15 protein-coding genes are annotated in these 18,986 nt (G+C 69.9%); all 15 read right to left on the bottom strand.

Annotation, left to right across the window (positions count from 1 at the left end; translation table 11 throughout):
- Positions 1-170: 170 nt before the first annotated feature.
- Complete coding sequence (locus P1P70_RS08555) at positions 171-608, bottom strand: hypothetical protein (protein WP_184899442.1); 438 nt, start codon at positions 606-608, stop codon at positions 171-173.
- A gap of 433 nt (positions 609-1,041) precedes the next feature.
- A complete protein-coding gene (locus P1P70_RS08550; protein WP_319235901.1) occupies positions 1,042-2,325 on the bottom strand; it encodes an MraY family glycosyltransferase in 1,284 nt (427 codons plus the stop codon).
- 141 nt (positions 2,326-2,466) lie between these two features.
- The gene (gene glyA / locus P1P70_RS08545; protein WP_319235899.1) at positions 2,467-3,705 is read right to left on the bottom strand and encodes a serine hydroxymethyltransferase; all 1,239 of its coding nucleotides are present in this window, start codon (positions 3,703-3,705) and stop codon (positions 2,467-2,469) included.
- Positions 3,706-3,841: 136 nt separating this feature from the next.
- Positions 3,842-4,513: a protein-tyrosine-phosphatase gene (locus P1P70_RS08540; protein WP_060883293.1), complete on the bottom strand. Its 672-nt coding sequence runs from the start codon at positions 4,511-4,513 to the stop codon at positions 3,842-3,844.
- Positions 4,510-5,157: an L-threonylcarbamoyladenylate synthase gene (locus P1P70_RS08535; protein ID WP_033526519.1), complete on the bottom strand. Its 648-nt coding sequence runs from the start codon at positions 5,155-5,157 to the stop codon at positions 4,510-4,512. Before P1P70_RS08535 ends, P1P70_RS08540 begins: the two co-directional genes overlap by 4 nt.
- An 86-nt stretch (positions 5,158-5,243) precedes the next feature.
- The gene (prmC, locus tag P1P70_RS08530) at positions 5,244-6,089 is read right to left on the bottom strand and encodes a peptide chain release factor N(5)-glutamine methyltransferase (protein ID WP_045558937.1); all 846 of its coding nucleotides are present in this window, start codon (positions 6,087-6,089) and stop codon (positions 5,244-5,246) included.
- A gap of 39 nt (positions 6,090-6,128) precedes the next feature.
- Complete coding sequence (prfA, locus tag P1P70_RS08525) at positions 6,129-7,205, bottom strand: peptide chain release factor 1 (RefSeq protein ID WP_319235897.1); 1,077 nt, start codon at positions 7,203-7,205, stop codon at positions 6,129-6,131.
- Positions 7,206-7,340: 135 nt separating this feature from the next.
- A complete protein-coding gene (gene rpmE / locus P1P70_RS08520) occupies positions 7,341-7,562 on the bottom strand; it encodes a 50S ribosomal protein L31 (protein WP_028804216.1) in 222 nt (73 codons plus the stop codon).
- A 388-nt stretch (positions 7,563-7,950) separates the two neighbouring features.
- Entirely contained in the window at positions 7,951-9,093 is a 1,143-nt protein-coding gene (locus tag P1P70_RS08515; protein ID WP_319235896.1) for an LCP family protein, read from the bottom strand.
- Between the two features lie 223 nt (positions 9,094-9,316).
- Positions 9,317-11,023, bottom strand: coding sequence for a trypsin-like serine protease (locus P1P70_RS08510; RefSeq protein ID WP_319235923.1), 1,707 nt, complete (start codon positions 11,021-11,023; stop codon positions 9,317-9,319).
- A 198-nt stretch (positions 11,024-11,221) separates the two neighbouring features.
- Positions 11,222-13,267, bottom strand: a complete 2,046-nt coding sequence (gene rho / locus P1P70_RS08505) for a transcription termination factor Rho (protein WP_319235894.1) — start codon at positions 13,265-13,267, stop codon at positions 11,222-11,224.
- Positions 13,268-13,674: 407 nt separating this feature from the next.
- Positions 13,675-14,628 carry a homoserine kinase gene (gene thrB / locus P1P70_RS08500; RefSeq protein ID WP_319235893.1) on the bottom strand — a complete coding sequence of 318 codons (954 nt, stop codon included), beginning with the start codon at positions 14,626-14,628 and terminating at the stop codon, positions 13,675-13,677.
- 337 nt (positions 14,629-14,965) lie between these two features.
- Entirely contained in the window at positions 14,966-16,024 is a 1,059-nt protein-coding gene (gene thrC / locus P1P70_RS08495) for a threonine synthase (RefSeq protein ID WP_316725812.1), read from the bottom strand.
- A 6-nt stretch (positions 16,025-16,030) separates the two neighbouring features.
- Positions 16,031-17,323 (bottom strand): homoserine dehydrogenase, encoded by a 1,293-nt coding sequence (locus P1P70_RS08490; protein WP_319235892.1) that lies wholly within the window; start codon positions 17,321-17,323, stop codon positions 16,031-16,033.
- Positions 17,324-17,562: 239 nt separating this feature from the next.
- Positions 17,563-18,954, bottom strand: coding sequence for a diaminopimelate decarboxylase (gene lysA, locus P1P70_RS08485; protein WP_319235890.1), 1,392 nt, complete (start codon positions 18,952-18,954; stop codon positions 17,563-17,565).
- Between the last annotated feature and the right edge of the window lie 32 nt (positions 18,955-18,986).

Below are 18,986 nucleotides of genomic sequence, written 5' to 3'. Positions count from 1 at the left end.
CACGCAGCCGCGGGTCGGCACTGGACTGGTGTTACGGATGTGGGGGCGGCTGGGGGGCATCAAGCCTCGCGATTGAGCAGGCGTCAGCTCAGATGCCCGCGCCCGCGATGCCGCAGTTGGCACCGGACGATAGCAGGAGTTCGCACACGCCCTTATCCCGGCCCTACTCCTCACGACGAGTGCCCCGATTTTTCGGGCTTGTTGCCCGTCGGCGCATCGGGTTCGACGTAGAGGATCTTGGCCTTCATATGTGCGCGGGTCTGTGCGGCGATCCATACGAGCGTGGTGCCGACCAGCGTGAACGCGAAGGCCCTGGGGTGGAACAGCGTGGTGTTCTTGAACGCGGACAGAAAGATGAACAACAGCAGAATCTGTGCCGCGTAAAGCATCAGGCCCATCATCTGGAACAGATGAGGAAGCGATTTGGCAGTGCGCTGCAGAACGTAGAGCCCGATTCCCATGAAGAGGATCGTGATCACCGCCGCCACGACGGCACCGAGAGCCCCCTTGCCTCCGACGACCACACCGCTGACGACAGCGGCGATCGCGCCGGCGGCTGCCGTGGGTACGGCAGCCTGAAGGAGGGTCCGGACGTCATTGGACGGCATGGCGGCAACTCCGCTTGCTAAGGGGGCAGGGTGTCGTCATGGACGAGCGTAGACCCCGGGGGCGAGCGAGAATCTCGCGCCAACGGACCGTCGCAGTGCGGCCCTTCGACTCTGTCCCGGGTTCTCGTGAACCGTATCACAAACTATTTGATGAGGTCTTTACCTGAATGCTGTGCCAGGTGTCACACATGAGAGTGAAGCTGCCCGTCTGTGCAGAATCCACGCCGACTTGTCTGGTATAAGGCCGGTTTGCGTCGTCACGCGCTCGCATGGCATCGGCAAAGTGTTAGTCAGATTCTTACCTTGCCGTCAGCGCCATGCCCCGCCCCTCCGCCCGCACGACGGACGGCCGGAGGCCGTGCGCGAGGTGTCGCGCACGGCCTCCGGCCGGTTCCACGAGCAGGGCGACCACGGCTCCGCGCGGAGCCGTCGCTCAGCGCCGCGCGCCCGCCGGGCTGCGTTCCGGTTCGTGGGCGCGGGCGCCGATCGCCGTCGCGCCGTTGAGGGTGGGCGTCCAGTCGGCGGCGGGCTCCGGCGCGGCCGCCGGGACCGCGCGACGGCGATAGCGGGGCGGGACGAAGCTCTGCGCCCAGCGCGGCGCGCGGGGGGTGAAGCGGGGCAGCAGCAGGAGGAAGAGCCCGACCCCGCTGAGCATGGCGATGGCGAGGACGATCCACATGGACGCCGCGTTCACCGTGTACGCCAGGGTGCCGAAGGCGATCACCGCGGACCAGAAGTACATGATCAGCACGGCCCGGCTGTGCGAGTGCCCGACCTCCAGGAGCCGGTGGTGCAGATGCCCCCGGTCGGCGGCGAACGGCGACTGGCCCCGCCAGGTGCGGCGCACGATCGCGAGGATCAGGTCCGCCGCCGGGATCGCGAGGATGCTCAGCGGCATCAGCAGCGGGATGTAGACCGGCACCATCGAGTAGACCGTGCTGCGCTCCGAGCCGTACAGGTTCATCACGTCCGGGTCGACCTGCCCGGTGATGGAGATCGCGCCGGCCGCCAGCACGAGGCCGATCATCATCGAACCCGAGTCGCCCATGAAGATCCGGGCCGGGTGCATGTTGTGCGGCAGGAAGCCCAGGCACATGCCCATCAGGACGGCCGCGAAGAGGGTGGCGGGGGCCGCGGCCTCGATGCCGTAGCTGTACCAGAGGCGGTAGGCGTACATGAAGAACGCGGCGGAGGCGATGCAGACCATGCCGGCCGCGAGACCGTCGAGGCCGTCGACGAAGTTGACCGCGTTGATGGTGATGACGACCAGGGCGACCGTGAGCAGGGTCCCCTGCCACTGGGTGAGCGCGACGATCCCCACACTGGGGATGGGCAGCCAGAGGATCGTCAGACCCTGCATGACCATCACACCGGCGGCGATCATCTGGCCGCCGAGCTTGATCAGGGCGTCGATCTCGAACTTGTCGTCCAGGACGCCGATGAGCCAGATCAGCGCGGCCCCGGAGAGCAGCGCGCGCGGTTCGTTGGACTCGGCGAAGACCTGGCTGAGGTTGGTCAGGTGGTCGGCGACCAGCAGACCGGCGCACAGCCCGAAGAACATCGCGATACCGCCGAGCCGGGGCGTCGGTTCACGGTGGACGTCGCGCGCACGCACCGCCGGCATGGCTCCGGCCACGATCGCGAACTTCCGTACCGGCCCTGTCAGCAGGTACGTCACCGCAGCCGTGATGCAGAGCGTCAGGAGGTATTCACGCACGGGCTTCCCCACAGGTCTCGCTGGCCATCACAGCCTCACACCCTAGCGATGCGCGCGACGGTGCACGCATACGGTGGAGGACATCCGGGTAGCGACGATGGTTGCACGTGATGCTGTGCCTAATGGTGCGTCTACCCCACCTCAGCGCGGATACGGCGGAAATCTTCCGGCCAGGTCCCGCACTTCTTCACGCGTCCGCTTGCCGTCGCCGCCGTCCCGCAGGGCCCCCGCGAACAGGACCGCGAGCCGTGCCATCTCCACCTCGCCCATGCCCTGGGTGGTCAGCGCGGCCGTGCCGAGCCGCAGGCCACGGGCGTCTCCGTGCGGGAGCGCACAGCAGTCCAGGACCATCCCGGCCGCCGCGAGCCGCCCCTTGGCGCTGCGGCCGTCGACACCGAGTGGCGCGGGATCGACGGTCAGGAGGTGGGTGTCGGTGCCGCCGGTGACGACCACGAGGCCCTCCTCGGCCAGTCCCCGGGCCAGGACGCGGGCGTTCGCGACCACCTGATGGGCGTACGCGGTGAACGCCGGGGTTGCCGCCTCCCCGAACGCGACGGCCTTCGCGGCGATGGTGTGCATCTGCGCGCCGCCCTGGGTGAACGGGAACACCGCCCGGTCGACCCGCTCGGCCAGCTCGCTCCCGCAGAGCAGCATCCCGCCGCGCGGTCCGCGCAGCACCTTGTGCGTGGTGGCGCACACGATGTCGGCGTACGGCACCGGGTTGGGCGCCGCTCCCCCGGCGACCAGCCCGATCGGGTGGGCCGCGTCGGCGATGAGATAGGCGCCCACCTCGTCGGCGACCTCGCGGAAGAAGGCGTAGTCGATGTGCCGGGGATAGGAGATCGACCCGCACACGATCGCCTTCGGGCGGTGCGTACGGGCCAGGGTGCGCACCTGCTCGCGGTCGATCAGCCCCGACTCGGCCTCCACGCCGTATCCGACGAAGTCGAACCAGCGGCCGGAGAAGTTGGCGGGCGAGCCGTGGGTGAGGTGCCCGCCGAAGTGCAGTCCCATCGCGAGGACGGTGTCGCCGGGGCGCAACAGGGCGGCGTACGCGGCCAGTACGGCCGAAGAACCGGAGTGGGACTGCACGTTGGCGTGCTCGGCCCCGAAGAGCGCCCTGGCCCGCTCCACGGCGAGCCGCTCGGCGACGTCCACCATCTCGCAGCCGCCGTGGTACCGGGCCCCCGGATACCCCTCCGCGTACTTGTTCGCGAGCGGTGACCCCAGCGCGGCCAGAACCGCGGGCGAGGTGAAGTTCTCCGCGGCGACGAGCTGCAGCGTCGTCGCCTGCCGATCGAACTCACCGAGCAGGATGTCGGCCAGCTCAGGGTCCTGCCGCCGCAGGACATCGGCCTCTAGAACAGGGGTGACCGACATGATGGACTCCGGGGCGTCGACGGTGACGTACCGCCAATGTAGACCCGGGACGCCCGAGGTGCCCGATGTTGTGACCGCCTACGGCTGACACGACCGACCCCGGGGCACCTCCGAGCTAGGGCCCGCTGCCAGGGCACTAGGCCCTGGCCGGTACTCCCGTCAGTGCGGTCACCACCGGATCCAGCGCCTGGTGTATCTCGTCGCCGACCGACCGGAAGAACGGCAGGGGCGCGCCGTACGGGTCGTAGACCTCGTCGGCCTCGGCCGTCGGGGCGAGGAGCCACCCGCGTAGAGCCGCCGCCGCACGGACCAGCGCACGCGCGCGGACGACCATGCCCTCCTCCAGAGGAGGCAGCGTTGCCGGGTCGATCGCGCGGACCAGGCGGGTGAACTCCTTCAGCGTGAAGGTGCGCAGTCCCGCGGAGTGCCCCATGGAGATGACCTGCGCCCGGTGGTCACGCGTGGCCGTCAGCACGAGGTCGGCGCGGATGACGTGCTCGTCCAGCAGCTCACGCCCCGTGAAGCCGGAGGCGTCCGCGCCGAAGTCCGCGAGGACCGCCTCGGCGTTCGCCTCCATCGGCGCCCCCTCGTGCCCCCACGTCCCCGCGCTCTCGACGATCAGACCGCCCCACAGCGGGTCCCCGAGCCGGTCCGCCAGGGCATGCCGGGTCAGCCGCTCGGTGATCGGCGAGCGGCACACGTTGCCGGTGCTGACGTGGAGGATGCGGAAGGTGTCCCGCGGCAGTCCCGTGAAGGTCCGCGTCTCTTCCCCGTCCCATATGCCACGCCCCGCGTCAGGGGCCGTCAATTCGCCACCTCAAGGTCGGGTACGACCTTGCGGAGTTCCTCCGCCGACAGCGCTCCTGCGCGCAGCAGCACCGGCACCTTGCCCGTGACGTCGACGATCGACGACGGCTCGTTGCCGGGGGTCGGGCCGCCGTCCAGGTAGACGGAGACGGAGTCGCCGAGCATCGCCTCGGCGGCGTCGCAGTTCTCCGGTGCCGGGTGGCCGGTCAGGTTGGCCGAGGAGACCGCCATCGGGCCGACCTCGGTCAGCAGCTCGATGGCGACCGGGTGCAGCGGCATGCGCACGGCGACGGTGCCCCGGGTGTCGCCGAGGTCCCACTGCAGCGACGGCTGGTGCTTGGCGACGAGCGTGAGCGCACCCGGCCAGAACGCGTCGACCAGCTCCCAGGCCATCTCGGAGAAGTCCGTGACGAGGCCGTGCAGGGTGTTCGGGGAGCCGATGAGCACGGGCGTCGGCATGTTGCGCCCCCGGCCCTTGGCCTCCAGCAGGTCGGCCACGGCCTCCGACGTGAACGCGTCCGCGCCGATGCCGTACACGGTGTCCGTCGGCAGCACCACGAGCTCGCCCCGGCGAATGGCGGACGCGGCCTCGCGCAGACCGGTGGCGCGGTCGGTCGCGTCGTTGGTGTCGTATCGCCGTGCCATTTAGCGGGCCTCCTCGTACACGTACTGCTGGGATTCCGGGAAATCTGCCGTCGGGCGCGTGCTCGTGCGCGCGCTCGGGAGCGTGCTCACGGCAGCGCCTTGCGGGCGGTCGCGAACCGCGGCCGGTTGTTGAGGTCCGGGTGGTCGGCCGCGTCGGCCCAGCCCCGCTCCTCGGTGAAGATCCAGGGCACCTGGCCGCCCTGGGTGTCGGCGTGCTCGATGACGACGACACCGCCCGGGCGTAGGAGCCGGTGCGCGGTGCGCTCCAGGCCACGGATCAGATCCAGGCCGTCCTCCCCTGAGAACAGGGCGAGTTGGGGATCGTAGTCGCGGGCCTCGGGCGCCACGTACTCCCACTCGGTGAGCGGGATGTACGGCGGGTTGGAGACGACCAGGTCGACCTGGCCGTCGAGGTCGCGGAAGGCGTCCAGGGCGTTGCCCTGGCGCAGGTCGACGCGGGAGCCCGCCATGTTCTTGCGGGTCCACGTCAGGGCGTCCTCGGACAGCTCGACGGCGTGCACGCGCGAGCGCGGAACCTCCTGGGCGAGGGCGAGCGCGATCGCGCCGGAGCCGGTGCACAGGTCGACGATGAGCGGCTCGACGACGTCCATCGCGCGGACGGCGTCTATGGCCCACCCGACCACCGACTCGGTCTCGGGCCGGGGCACGAACACCCCGGGCCCGACCTGAAGTTCGAGGTAGCGGAAGTAGGCCCGCCCGGTGATGTGCTGCAGCGGCTCACGCTGCTCGCGCCGGGCGATGACCTCCCAGTACCGGGCGTCGAAGTCGGAGTCCTTGACGGTGTGCAGCTCGCCCCGCTTGACGCCGTGCACGAACGCGGCGAGCTCCTCCGCGTCGTTGCGCGGCGAGGGCACGCCGGCGTCGGCCAGGCGCTGGGTGGCCTGGGCCACTTCCGCGAGCAGCAGGTTCACGCAAGTCCTCCGTCGTACTCTTCGTGCCTCGTGCGTGCCTTACGCGGCCGCCAGCTTCGCGGCCGAGTCCGCGTCGACGCAGGCCTGGATCACCGCGTCGAGTTCACCGTCCAGGACCTGGTCCAGGTTGTAGGCCTTGAAGCCGACGCGGTGGTCCGAGATGCGGTTCTCCGGGAAGTTGTACGTGCGGATCTTCTCGGAGCGGTCGACGGTACGGACCTGGCTGCGGCGGGCGTCGGCGGCTTCCCTCTCCGCCTCCTCCTGAGCCGCGGCGAGCAGCCTGGAGCGCAGGATACGCATCGCCTGCTCCTTGTTCTGCAGCTGGCTCTTCTCGTTCTGGCAGGAGGCGACGACTCCGGTGGGAATGTGTGTGATGCGCACGGCGGAGTCGGTGGTGTTGACGGACTGGCCTCCGGGCCCGGAGGAGCGGTAGACGTCGATCCGCAGGTCGTTCATGTTGATCTCGACGTCGACCTCCTCGGCCTCGGGCGTGACCAGCACACCGGCGGCGGAGGTGTGGATGCGGCCCTGGGACTCGGTGGCCGGCACGCGCTGGACGCGGTGCACCCCGCCCTCGTACTTCAGCCGGGCCCAGACGCCCTGGCCGGGCTCGGTGGCGCCCTGGCCGCCCTTGGTCTTCACGGCGACCTGGACGTCCTTGTAGCCGCCCAGCTCGGACTCGGTGGAGTCGATGATCTCGGTCTTCCAGCCGACGCGCTCGGCGTACCTGAGGTACATCCGGAGCAGGTCGCCGGCGAAGAGGGCGGACTCGTCGCCTCCCGCACCGGCCTTGATCTCCAGGATGACGTCCTTGTCGTCGGACGGGTCCCGGGGCACGAGCAGCAGCCGCAGCTTCTCCGTCAGCTCCTCGCGCTGCTTCTCCAGCTCCTTGACCTCGGCGGCGAAGTCCGGGTCGTCCGCGGCGAATTCACGGGCCGTGTCGATGTCGTCGCCGGTCTGCTTCCAGGAGCGGTACGTGCCGACGATCGGGGTCAGCTCCGCGTAGCGCTTGTTCAGCTTGCGCGCGTTGGCCTGGTCCGCGTGGACCGACGGGTCGGCGAGCTTCTTCTCCAGGTCGGCGTGTTCCCCGACCAGTTCCTCGACCGCCTCGAACATCTTCTCCGGCTCCCTGTACGACGTACGACGTTGTGAGTGGGCTGCACTCCTGGGCTGCGCAGCTGTGTGCCGCACCGCAAAGCGCCGGTCCCGACGCCCCCGATGGGGGCGCCGCGGACCGGCGCTGGGGGCTCGCTACTTCTTGGCAGCGGCAGCCTTGCCGAAGCGGGCCTCGAAGCGGGCCACGCGGCCACCGGTGTCGAGGATCTTCTGCTTGCCCGTGTAGAACGGGTGGCACTCGGAGCAGACCTCGGCACGGATGGTGCCGCTCTCGATCGTGCTGCGGGTGGTGAACGACGCGCCGCAGGTGCAGCTGACCTGCGTCTCGACGTACTCGGGGTGGATGTCGCGCTTCAAGGTGTCTCCTAGTTTCGGGAGGGCGCCGGGTCGCGTCCGCGGGGTGCGGGCGCGTGAACCGGAGCCGACGTACCAGTCTGCCAGGACTGGCGCCATCTCCCAAAACCAGGGGGTGCGCACAGGTATTCCCACGGATGCCGAGCCGCTCGGCAGTGACGTCCGGCCCGCCCTACCCAACTGCGGGCAATCGTGCCGCTGGGGCGATGGGGGTACCTCCCGCTCGAGCGAAGCCGAGAGTGGGGGAGGGTGGGCGCAGGCGGCACCCCGTCAGCGCCGGTAAGCGCCTCCCACCCCCGGCAGGCACGCGCCATGGGGTGCCTCGTAGCCGCCGTACGCGGCCGCGGGGCCGTGCGGGCTGGTCGCGCAGTTCCCCGCGCCCCTTTGGGGGCTAGCCCGCAGCCACAACGCCCCCGGCGGCCCCCGTAGCCGTCCCCTTCGTCGCCGACTTCGGGATCGGCTTGTCGGCCTTGAGCGCCGCCCACACCCGCTTCGACTTCGCCTCGTCCACCAGCACCCGGTTCGGGTCGTCGGGGTCGTACTGGACCGGCATCGTGACCATCGTCATGTTCTTGGAGCCGATGCCCTTGAGGCCGTTCGCGAAGGACGCGAGGTTTTTGACGGTGTCCAGCTCGGAGTCCGTGGTGATGGCGTCGGTCGCGGACTCGGCGAGGTCGTAGATCTTCTTGGGGCTGCTGAAGATCCCGACCGACTCGACCTGCTCGATCAGCGCCTTGATGAACGCCTGCTGGAGCTGGATGCGCCCGAGGTCGGACCCGTCGCCCACGCCGTGCCGCGTCCGGACCAGCCCGAGCGCCTGCTTGCCCGTGAGCGTGTGCTCCCCGGCCTTCAGGTCCAGATGGCTGTCGGGGTCCTCGATGTCCTTCGTGGTGGTGATGGGCACGCCGCCCAGGACGTTGATCAGCTTCTCGAAGCCCGCGAAGTCGACCTCGATGTAGTGGTCCATCCGGATCCCGGTCATGGACTCGACTGTCTTCACCGCGCACGCCGCGCCGCCCGTCGAGTACGCGGAGTTGAACATCGCGTACGAGGCCGCCGGGTGCGTCGTGCCGTCCGCGTCGGTGCACTCGGGCCGCTCGACGAGCGTGTCCCGGGGTATGGAGACCACGCTGGCCCGCTTGTGGCCCTCGTAGACGTGCACGAGCATCGCCGTGTCGGAGCGGGCGCTGCCGTCGTCGACGCCACCGCCGAGCTTCTTGTTGCTGCCCGAACGGGTGTCGGAGCCGAGGACCAGGATGTCCTGCGAGCCGTTGTCGACGTCGAGCGGCCGGTCGGTGCCGAGGGCCTGGTTGATGTCGACGCTCTTGATGTTGCCGTTGAGCTTGAAGTAGAGGTAGCCGATTCCGGTGCCGCCCAGCACCAGGACGCCCGCGGCGGTCCAGACGACGGCGAGCGCCGCTCTGCTGTGCCCGTCGCGTGACGTGCGACGGCGGCCCTTGGCCGCGCGGTGGCGCGGGCCGGTGGTGCCCGTCTTCCCCGGTATGCCGGCGTCCGGCGTGCTCTCGGCGGACATCTGCTCCTCGTTCTCTCTCCGGTCGGTTACCCCCTGCGCTCAGGCCCAGGCCTGTCGGGTCGGACACGGTCCATGACATTCCGTCGACGCTCCATGGCCGCTCCGCCCGGTCAGACGGGATTTGCCGGGAAAGGGTTGCACGACGAACGGTGCCCATCGCGCAAAGCACGATGGGCACCGTGTGTGACGGATGAACCCGGCGGGACCGGGCTCACCTGGTGTTTCAGCCGAGCAGGTCGTACTGGGCGTAGCTGGTCCCGACCGAGGCCCGTGTGCTGAAGATCTCGCTCGTGGCCTTGCCGGTGCCCTTGTAGAGGTACAGCGTGCCGGCCGGCGTACGGGCCAGCAGGTCCGCCCTGCCGTCGCCGCTCACATCACCGGGAGTGATGAGCGTGTTGTAGGCGCTCCAGTCCGAGCGGACCTTGATCCGGGTGGCGAACGCGCCCGTGCCGGACTTGCCGGCGCCCTTGTAGAGGTAGACGTTGGAGCCGGTCTTGGTGCGCGCGATCAGGTCGGCCTTGCCGTCGCCGGTGAAGTCGCCGTGACCGAGGACCGCGTTGTACGTGTTCCAGCCCGTGCCGACCTTGACGCGGGTAGCGAACGTCCCGTTGCCCTTGCCCGGGTAGATCCACAGGGCGCCCGCCGAGTCGACCGAGAGCAGGTCGGGCAGCGCGTCGCCGGTGACGTCACCGGGCGTGATGATCCGGGTGCGGGTCGCCCAGTTGTCGAAGATCTGCGTGGTCGTCCAGGTGGTGGACGAGGCCGACCGTCGCCGCCAGAAGACGTCGCCGTCGGAGGAGCGGCGCAGGACGTAGTCCTGGTAGCCGTCCCGGTTCAGGTCGGTCTGCTGGAGCAGGTTGTAACCCTTCCAGCTGCCCTCGTCGGTCAGGGCCGCGCGGTCGCCGAGCTTGGAGCCCGTGGAGGCGCGGACGTAGCCCGTGCCGGTCTCCTTGTTGCGCAGGAAGACGTCGGCCTTGCCGTCCTGGGTGATGGCGGCGTCGTCGACCCGCGGCTGGATCGCGCCGACGTACTTGCTGACCTTGGCGAAGACCGGGTAGGCGCCCTTGTACACGCAGTGCTCGACGCCCCACGAGACGACGCCGACGACCTTGTTGTTCACGACGAGCGGGCCACCGGAGTCACCGTTGCAGGTGGCGGTGGTCGTGGCGTCGGTGCCGCCGGCGGGCTTGCCCGCGCAGACCATGTGCCCCTTGATGAAGTGAGGGCTCCAGGTGTTCGCGCAGGTCGTGTCGCTGACGATCGGCAGCGTGGCCGTCTTCAGCATCTGTGAGATGTCCTCGGTCTTGGAGCTGGTACGGCCCCAGCCGTAGGCCTTGGCACTGGTGCCCGCCGTGTACGAGGCCGTGTCGGTCGACGTCGTCATCTTGATCGGCGTGGCCTTGACGGGACTGGACAGCGTGAGGACCGCGACGTCGTTGTCGATCGCCTCCGCGTCCCACGAGGAGTGGTTCCACTGGCGCGAGACCTTGCTGGGGGTGCCGCCGTGGTAGTCGAGGTGGTCGAAGCTGCCGTCGTCGTTGTAGACGGAGGTGGGCAGCTGGTCGGTGCCGGTGACGATGTCGCCGTGCTCGACCCAGTTGAAGCGGTTCTTGTCCACGCAGTGCGCGGCGGTGAGGATCTTCGTCGGTGAGACGACCGTGCCGCCGCAGAAGAACCCGAGGTCCTTCGTCTCGTCGTAGTACCAGAGCTGTGCCATCCACGGCGCGGAGGCGATGGTCGTCTGCGAGCCGCCGATGATCTGGGCGGACGGCTTCAGGCCGCTGCCGCTGTCGGTGTCCGCGCTCTCGGTGGAGGCCGGCTCCCGTGTCACCGCCGCGGTGTCGTCCGCCGCCATCGCCTTGGCGATCCGTACATCCGCCTCGTCCGGTGTCGAGGTGCTGTCGGCGCCGGCCGCGCTCGCGGACGACATCAGCAGCGTCCCGGCTATCGCGGCGGCTATGGCTCCGGACAAAGGTCTTGCCACTCAATTCCCCCCTGGGAGTGCATGGATTGATCAGATGATGAAGAAGCTGATCGCAGAAGACCGTGATCGTACACGTGTCGCATACAGAAAAGTGGGGCCACCCTCACCAAGAGGGTGGCCCCAGTGCTTTCAGAGGTACGAGACCTAGTCGCCGTTACCGGGCATCGGCGTCGTCTTCTGGATCTGCAGCAGGAACTCGCCGTTCGACTTCGTCTGCTTCATCTTGTCGAGGAGCAGCTCGATCGCCTGCTGGGAATCGAGCGCGTGCAGCACCCGGCGCAGCTTCCAGGTGATGGCGAGCTCGTCGCTGCCGAGCAGGATCTCTTCCTTACGGGTGCCGGACGCGTCCACGTCCACCGCCGGGAAGATGCGCTTGTCGGCGAGCTTCCGGTCGAGCTTGAGCTCGGCGTTGCCCGTGCCCTTGAACTCCTCGAAGATGACCTCGTCCATGCGGGACCCGGTGTCCACCAGGGCGGTGGCGAGGATGGTCAGCGAGCCGCCGTCCTCGATGTTGCGGGCCGCACCGAAGAAGCGCTTCGGCGGGTACAGGGCGGTCGAGTCGACACCACCGGACAGGATGCGGCCGGAGGCCGGCGCCGCCAGGTTGTAGGCACGGCCCAGACGCGTGATCGAGTCGAGGAGCACGACCACGTCGTGGCCCAGCTCGACGAGGCGCTTGGCACGCTCGATGGCGAGCTCGGCGACCGTCGTGTGGTCCTCGGCCGGGCGGTCGAAGGTCGAGGAGATGACCTCGCCCTTCACCGACCGCTGCATGTCGGTGACCTCTTCCGGACGCTCGTCGACGAGGACGACCATCAGGTGGCACTCGGGGTTGTTGTGCGTGATCGCGTTGGCGATCGCCTGCATGATCATGGTCTTGCCGGTCTTCGGCGGGGCCACGATCAGACCGCGCTGGCCCTTACCGATCGGCGCGACGAGGTCGATGATGCGGGTGGTGAGCACGCCCGGGTCGGTCTCCAGACGGAGCCGGTCCTGCGGGTACAGCGGCGTCAGCTTGTTGAACTCCGGGCGCCCGCGCCCGGATTCGGGCGCCATGCCGTTCTGCGAGTCCAGGCGGACCAGCGCGTTGAACTTCTCGCGGCGCTCGCCGTCCTTGGGCTGGCGGACCGCACCGGTGACGTGGTCACCCTTGCGCAGGCCGTTCTTGCGGACCTGGGCGAGGGAGACGTAGACGTCGTTCGGACCGGGCAGGTAGCCCGAGGTGCGGATGAACGCGTAGTTGTCGAGGATGTCCAGGATGCCCGCGACGGGGATCAGGACGTCGTCGTCGGCGAGCTGCGGCTCGGGGGCGCCGATCTCGTCACGGCCGCGACGGCCGCGACGGTCGCGGTAGCGGCCGCGACGGCCACGGCGTCCGCCGTCGAAGTCGTCGTCGTCCTGCGGGCCGTTGTCACGCTGGCGGTCCTGGCGGCCGCCGCTCTGCTGCTGGCCCTGCTGCTGGCCGCGGTCGCGCTGCGGCTGGCCGCCGCCCTGCTGCTGCTCGTCGCCCTTGCCGCGGCGGCCGCGGTCGCCGCGCTCACCGCGGTCCCCACGCTCGCCCCGGTCACGGCCACGCTCGCGGCGGCCCTGACGGCCCTCGCCGCCCTGGTCACCGGCGTCGGCCTTGGTCTCGGCCGGCGCGGCCGGGGTCTCGGCCTTCGGCTCGCTCTTCGCCTCGGCGGTGACCGTCTCGGGGCTGCCCGCGTCGGCGGTGGCCCGGCGCCGACGGCGCTCGGTGGGCGCCTCGTCGCCACCGGCCGGCTGGCCGGGGATCTCGATCTGCTGCTGGGCCACGGCCTTCTCGGCCTTCTCGGCAGGCGCCGCGGCCTTCTTGGCGGTGGCCTTCTCGGCGGTGGCCTTCTCGGCCGGGGCGGCGTCGTCGCCCGTACGCGCCTTCGAGGTGGCGCGGCGCTTCGGCTTGGTCTCGGCGGCGGCCTCGGCCTTCGCCGGGGCACCCCCTCCCGCCTGCGCCTCCTTGATGACCTCGATCAGCTGGCTCTTGCGCATCCGCGCGGTGCCCCTGATGCCGAGGCCGGATGCGACCTGCTGCAGCTCGGCCAGCACCATGCCCTCGAGGCCGGTGCCACGGCGCCGCCGGGAGCCGGCACCGCTGGCAGGCGCGGCGTCCGTGGCGGGCGCGGCAGCGGTGTCCTCGACACGTGCGCCCATCAGATCGGTGGTGTCGCTCACGAAGGGTCCTTCCCTGGAGCGGACGTCGGCCTTCTGGCTCGGCGACCGTTTGTGCTGTCCGGCTTCGGTCCTGTTCGTGTGGACCGTGCCGGGGCGGTGGTCCGCCAAAGGCGGCGGAGGAGAATTTCTGGTGATTCGGCGCTTTCCGGGCCGTGGCACTGAGTGTCTGTGTCACGCGGCTCGGCGATGCGCCGGTTCCGGAGCCTGCTCGGCAGACCGCTCAGTGCCTGCGTACGGCGTACAGCTTGACGTACGAAGCACAGTGCGGCTTGGGAGACTCCCGGAAGAATGGTTGTCCCGGACGGGGACGATAAGCACCTCGCCATGGCTGGGGCAGGTGCAGACTTGAGGTTAACACTACCGGATCCAACAAACATTCCCCCTCTCGAAATCCGGCAACCGCGCCCCTACGCGTCGCCGGTGCCGACGCCGGGTTCGGCGACGGTGGTGCTGAGCGGCAGGACGCACGCCCCTCGGGCGTCGAGGTCCAGCCGGTTGGCGGCCCATCCCGCACCCGCGAGATCGGCCACCTTGTCGGCGCTGGCCTCGTCGGCCAGGGCCAGGACGGTGGGTCCGGCGCCGGAGATGACCGCCGGGACGCCGTCGGCCCGCAGTCGCTCGACCAGGGCCGCGCTCTCCGGCATGGCGGGCGCCCGGTACTCCTGGTGCAGCCGGTCCTCGGTTGCGGGCAGCAGCAGCTCGGGGCGCCTGGTCAGGGCTTCCACGAGGAGGGCCGCCCGGCCCGCGTTGGTGGCTGCGTCGACGTGCGGGACGTTGCGCGGGAGCAGTCCGCGCGCCGTCTCCGTCAGTACGGGCTTCCCCGGCACGAAAACCACCGGAACGATGGAATCCGCGGGGTCCATCCTGATCGCCCGCGCGGCGCCGCCCTCCATCCAGGAGAGGGTGAAACCGCCGAGCAGGCAGGCCGCGACGTTGTCGGGATGGCCCTCGATCTCCGTGGCCAGTTCGAGCAGCGCGGCGTCGTCGAGCCGGTTGTCGCCGCCTATGGTCACGGCGCGGGCGGCGACGATGCCGGCGCAGATGGCGGCGGAGGAGGAGCCGAGGCCGCGGCCGTGCGGGATGCGGTTGGCGCAGACGATCTCCAGGCCCCGGGGCTGTCCGCCCAGCAGGTCGAAGGCGGTGCGCAGGGAGCGGACGAGCAGATGCCCCTCGTCGCGCGGGAGTGTCTCGCTGCCCTCCCCCGCGATGTCGACGTGCAGGCCGGAGTCGGCCACCCGGACGACCACGTCGTCGTAGAGCCCCAGCGACAGGCCCAGGGCATCGAAGCCCGGACCGAGGTTGGCGCTGGTGGCGGGGACGCGCACCCGTACGGCGGCGGCGCGGAACGCTGGACCGGCCATCGCTCGATGACTCTCCTTGAGCTGCGAGATTGACGATTGTCGAATGACATTCGATTGACGTTCGACAGGTACCTGAAACCCGGCGGCCGCCGAGGACGGCACGGCGCCGCACCCCTTGCGGGGGCATATGCAGCGGGCGGGTTCAGCACAGCCTATCGAAGGAAGGTTCTGTGGCGACATAGGGCGCACAGGAGGCGCACGATGCGTGTCGTAAGCCCCCTGTGCACCCCCTGTCGGGTCCTGTCAGGGTTATCCCCCGAGATTCGACGTCTACGCGCGACTCTCAGGTCTTTTCGAACGGCTGGGCGAGAGGATACGCGAACGCCCGTGGGTGTGGTTACGCGAGACCGAGGCGCTCGGCCGCCGTCGCCGCGTCCACCGGGACCGTGACGGGCTGCGGGGCACCCGCGACGGCCCAGTCCGGGTCCTTGAGGCCGTTGCCGGTGACCGTGCAGACGATGGTCTGGCCCGGGTCGACCTTGCCGGCCTCGGCGGCCTTCAGCAGACCGGCCACGGAGGCGGCGGAGGCGGGCTCCACGAAGACACCCTCCTGAGCGGCCAACAGCCGGTAGGCGCGCAGGATCTCACGGTCCGTCACCTCGTCGATGGCACCGCCCGACTCGTCCCGCGCGGCCAGGGCGTACTGCCAGGACGCGGGGTTGCCGATACGGATCGCGGTGGCGATCGTCGACGGGTCCTTGACGACCTCACCGCGCACGATCGGCGCGGAGCCGGAGGCCTGGAAGCCCCACATGCGGGGCGTCTTGGCGGCGATCCCGTCGGCGGCGTACTCCTTGTAGCCCTTCCAGTAGGCCGTGATGTTGCCCGCGTTACCGACCGGCAGGACGTGGATGTCGGGCGCGTCGCCGAGCATGTCCACGATCTCGAACGCGGCGGTCTTCTGGCCCTCGATGCGCACCGGGTTCACCGAATTGACCAGCGCCACCGGGTAGTTGTCGCTCAGTTCACGCGCGAGGGTGAGGCAGTCGTCGAAGTTGCCGTCGACCTGGAGGATCTTCGCGCCGTGCACCAGGGCCTGGCCCATCTTGCCGAGCGCGATCTTGCCCTGCGGGACGAGTACGGCCGAGACCATGCCCGCGCGGACGGCGTAGGCGGCCGCGGAGGCAGAGGTGTTGCCCGTGGAGGCACAGATGACGGCCTTCGCGCCCTCTTCCTTCGCCCGGGTGATGGCCATGGTCATCCCGCGGTCCTTGAAGGACCCGGTGGGGTTGGCGCCCTCCACCTTGAGGTGGACCTCGCAGCCCGTGCGCTCCGAGAGCACCTGCGCGGGGACGAGGGGCGTGCCGCCCTCGCGGAGCGTCACGACCGGCGTGCTGTCGGAGACGGGCAGCCGGTCCCGGTACTCCTCGATGATTCCGCGCCACTGGTGGGTCATTGCTGGTTACTCTCCTTCAACCCGCATGATGCTGGCGACACCCCGCACGGTGTCGAGGTTGCGCAGCGCCTCGACGGTCCCGGTGAGGGAGGCGTCGGAGGCGCGGTGGGTGACGACGACGAGAGAGGCCTCGCCGTCCTTGCCCTGCTGGCGAACCGTATCGATCGACACTCCGTGCTCCGCGAACACGGTCGCCACCTGGGCGAGAACACCCGGTTTGTCGGCGACGTCGAGGCTGATGTGGTAGCGCGTGACGACCTCACCCATCGGCGAGACCGGCAGGGCGGCGTAGGCGGACTCGCCGGGTCCGGTGGACCCCGCAAGCCGGTTGCGGCACACGGCCACGAGGTCCCCGAGCACGGCGGAGGCGGTGGGGGCACCGCCCGCGCCCGGTCCGTAGAACATCAGCTGACCGGCGGCGTCCGACTCCACGAACACCGCGTTGTAGGCGCCGCGAACGGAGGCGAGGGGGTGGGTCAGCGGGATCATCGCGGGGTGCACGCGCGCGGTGACGGACCCGCCGTCCGCGGCCCGCTCGCAGATGGCGAGCAGTTTGATGGTGCAGCCCATGTTCTTGGCGGAGGCGAAGTCGGCCGCCGTCACCTCGGTCATGCCCTCGCGGTACACGTCGTCGAGGCGTACGCGCGAGTGGAAGGCGATACCGGCGAGGATCGCGGCCTTGGCGGCGGCGTCGAACCCCTCGACGTCGGCGGTCGGGTCCGCCTCGGCGTACCCGAGCGCGGTGGCCTCGTCGAGGGCCTCCTGGTATCCGGCCCCCGTGGTGTCCATCTTGTCGAGGATGAAGTTGGTCGTCCCGTTGACGATGCCCATCACCCGGTTGATCTTGTCGCCGGCGAGGGACTCGCGCAGCGGGCGGATCAGCGGGATGGCACCGGCGACGGCGGCCTCGTAGTAGAGGTCCTTGCCGTGCCCGTCGGCGATCGCGTGCAGGGCGGCGCCGTCCTGGGCGAGGAGGGCCTTGTTGGCGGAGACGACGGAGGCGCCGTGCTCGAACGCGGTGGTGATCAGGGAGCGGGCGGGCTCGATACCGCCGATGACCTCGACGACGACGTCGATGTCCCCGCGTTTGACGAGCGCGGTGGCGTCGGTGGTGACGAGGGCGGGGTCGATGCCCTCACGGACCCTGGAGGGCCGCCGTACGGCCACCCCTGCGAGCTCGACCGGGGCGCCGATCCGGGCCGCGAGGTCGTCGGCGTGCGTCGTCATGATGCGCGCCACCTCTGAGCCGACAACCCCACAGCCCAGCAGCGCCACCTTCAGCGGACGCGTACGCATCATCCGACCTCGTTTCCTCACATACCGACATACCGAACACGGTGGGACCAGTCTCACTCACCGGACGGGAGTTTCTATCCCTGGTCCGGATCGTGAGACATCTATTTCATTTTCACCGGGCCGGAAGACGAAGATCTTCCGGCCCGGGTCTTTCCTTCGCCTGCGGATCAGCCGACGACCGAAGGCCTTCGTCAGCGGATCAGCAGATTTCCGTCCGCGGATCAGCCGATTCCGTACGCGGATCAGCCGACGTCGAGCCGGAGAAGATCATCCTCCGTCTCGCGGCGGACGATGACGCGGGCCTGTCCATCATTGACGGCGACGACCGGCGGGCGCAGGACGTGGTTGTAATTGCTCGCCATGGAACGGCAGTACGCACCGGTGGCCGGTACCGCGATCAGGTCACCCGGTGCCAGGTCCGCCGGCAGGAACGCGTCCTTCACCACGATGTCACCGCTCTCGCAGTGCTTGCCGACCACACGCGCGAGCATCGGCTCGGCGTCGGAGGTGCGGGACACCAGCGCGACGCTGTACTCGGCGTCGTAGAGCGCGGTCCTGATGTTGTCGGACATGCCCCCGTCGACGGAGACGTACGTCCGCAGCCCGTCCAGCGGCTTGATGGTGCCGACCTCGTAGAGCGTGAAGGCGGTCGGGCCGACGATGGCACGCCCGGGCTCGACGGAGATCCGGGGCGCGCGCAGCTTCGCGGCCTCGCACTCCCGGTTGACGATCTCGGTGAGCGCCTTGGCGATCTCGTGCGGCTCGCGGGGGTCGTCGTCGCTGGTGTAGGCGATGCCGAGCCCGCCGCCGAGGTCGATCTCGGGCAGCTCGACGCCGTGCTCGTCACGGATGTCCTTGAGCAGCCCGACGACGCGGTGGGCGGCGACCTCGAACCCGGAGGTGTCGAAGATCTGCGACCCGATGTGGCTGTGGATCCCGATGAGTTCGAGCCCGTCGAGCTTGAGCGCCCGCCGTACGGCCTCGGCGGCCTGCCCACCCGCCAGCGGAATCCCGAACTTCTGGTCCTCGTGGGCGGTGGCGATGAACTCGTGGGTGTGGGCCTCGACGCCGACGGTGACGCGGATCTGCACCCGCTGCCGCGTGCCGAGGGACTGGGCGATGTGCGCGACCCGCACGATCTCCTGGAACGAGTCGAGCACGATCCGCCCGACGCCGGCCTCGACGGCCCGGCGGATCTCGTCCTCGGACTTGTTGTTGCCGTGGAAGGCGATGCGGTCGGCGGGCATACCGGCGGAGAGCGCGGTCGCGAGTTCGCCGCCGGAGCAGACGTCGAGGTTGAGCCCCTCCTCGTGCAGCCAGCGCACGATGGCCCGGGACAGGAACGCCTTGCCCGCGTAGAACACGTCGGCGTCCTGCCCGAACGCGGTGCGCCAGGCGCGCGCCCGCGCGCGGAAGTCGGCCTCGTCGACGAAGTACGCGGGCGTGCCGAACTCCTCCGCGAGCGCCTTCACATCGATCCCGCCGACGCTGACGACTCCGTCGGCGGTACGGGTGACGGTCTGCGCCCACACCTTCGGGTCCAGCGTGTTCAGGTCGGCGGGCGGGGCGGAGTAGTGCCCCTCGGGGAGCACGTCGGCGTGACGGGGCCCGGCGGGATGTGCGGAACGGCTCATTCTCTTACGGCTTTCTGTGTGCTCTCTGGGCG

Origin of the sequence: Streptomyces sp. MB09-02B, assembly GCF_033794485.1 — a bacterium.
Taxonomy (GTDB): Bacteria; Actinomycetota; Actinomycetes; order Streptomycetales; family Streptomycetaceae; genus Streptomyces.
This window is presented reverse-complemented; position numbering and strand designations above follow the sequence as displayed.

Coding starts and splice junctions, on each gene's coding strand:
- P1P70_RS08555 (WP_184899442.1), bottom strand. CDS start 608: ATGCCGTCCAATGACGTCCGGACCCTCCTTCAGGCTGCCGTACCCACG.
- glyA (WP_319235899.1), bottom strand. CDS start 3,705: ATGTCGGTCACCCCTGTTCTAGAGGCCGATGTCCTGCGGCGGCAGGAC.
- P1P70_RS08535 (WP_033526519.1), bottom strand. CDS start 5,157: ATGGCACGGCGATACGACACCAACGACGCGACCGACCGCGCCACCGGT.
- prfA (WP_319235897.1), bottom strand. CDS start 7,205: ATGTTCGAGGCGGTCGAGGAACTGGTCGGGGAACACGCCGACCTGGAG.
- P1P70_RS08515 (WP_319235896.1), bottom strand. CDS start 9,093: ATGTCCGCCGAGAGCACGCCGGACGCCGGCATACCGGGGAAGACGGGC.
- P1P70_RS08510 (WP_319235923.1), bottom strand. CDS start 11,023: ATGTCGTCCGCGAGCGCGGCCGGCGCCGACAGCACCTCGACACCGGAC.
- thrB (WP_319235893.1), bottom strand. CDS start 14,628: ATGGCCGGTCCAGCGTTCCGCGCCGCCGCCGTACGGGTGCGCGTCCCC.
- thrC (WP_316725812.1), bottom strand. CDS start 16,024: ATGACCCACCAGTGGCGCGGAATCATCGAGGAGTACCGGGACCGGCTG.
- P1P70_RS08490 (WP_319235892.1), bottom strand. CDS start 17,323: ATGATGCGTACGCGTCCGCTGAAGGTGGCGCTGCTGGGCTGTGGGGTT.
- lysA (WP_319235890.1), bottom strand. CDS start 18,954: ATGAGCCGTTCCGCACATCCCGCCGGGCCCCGTCACGCCGACGTGCTC.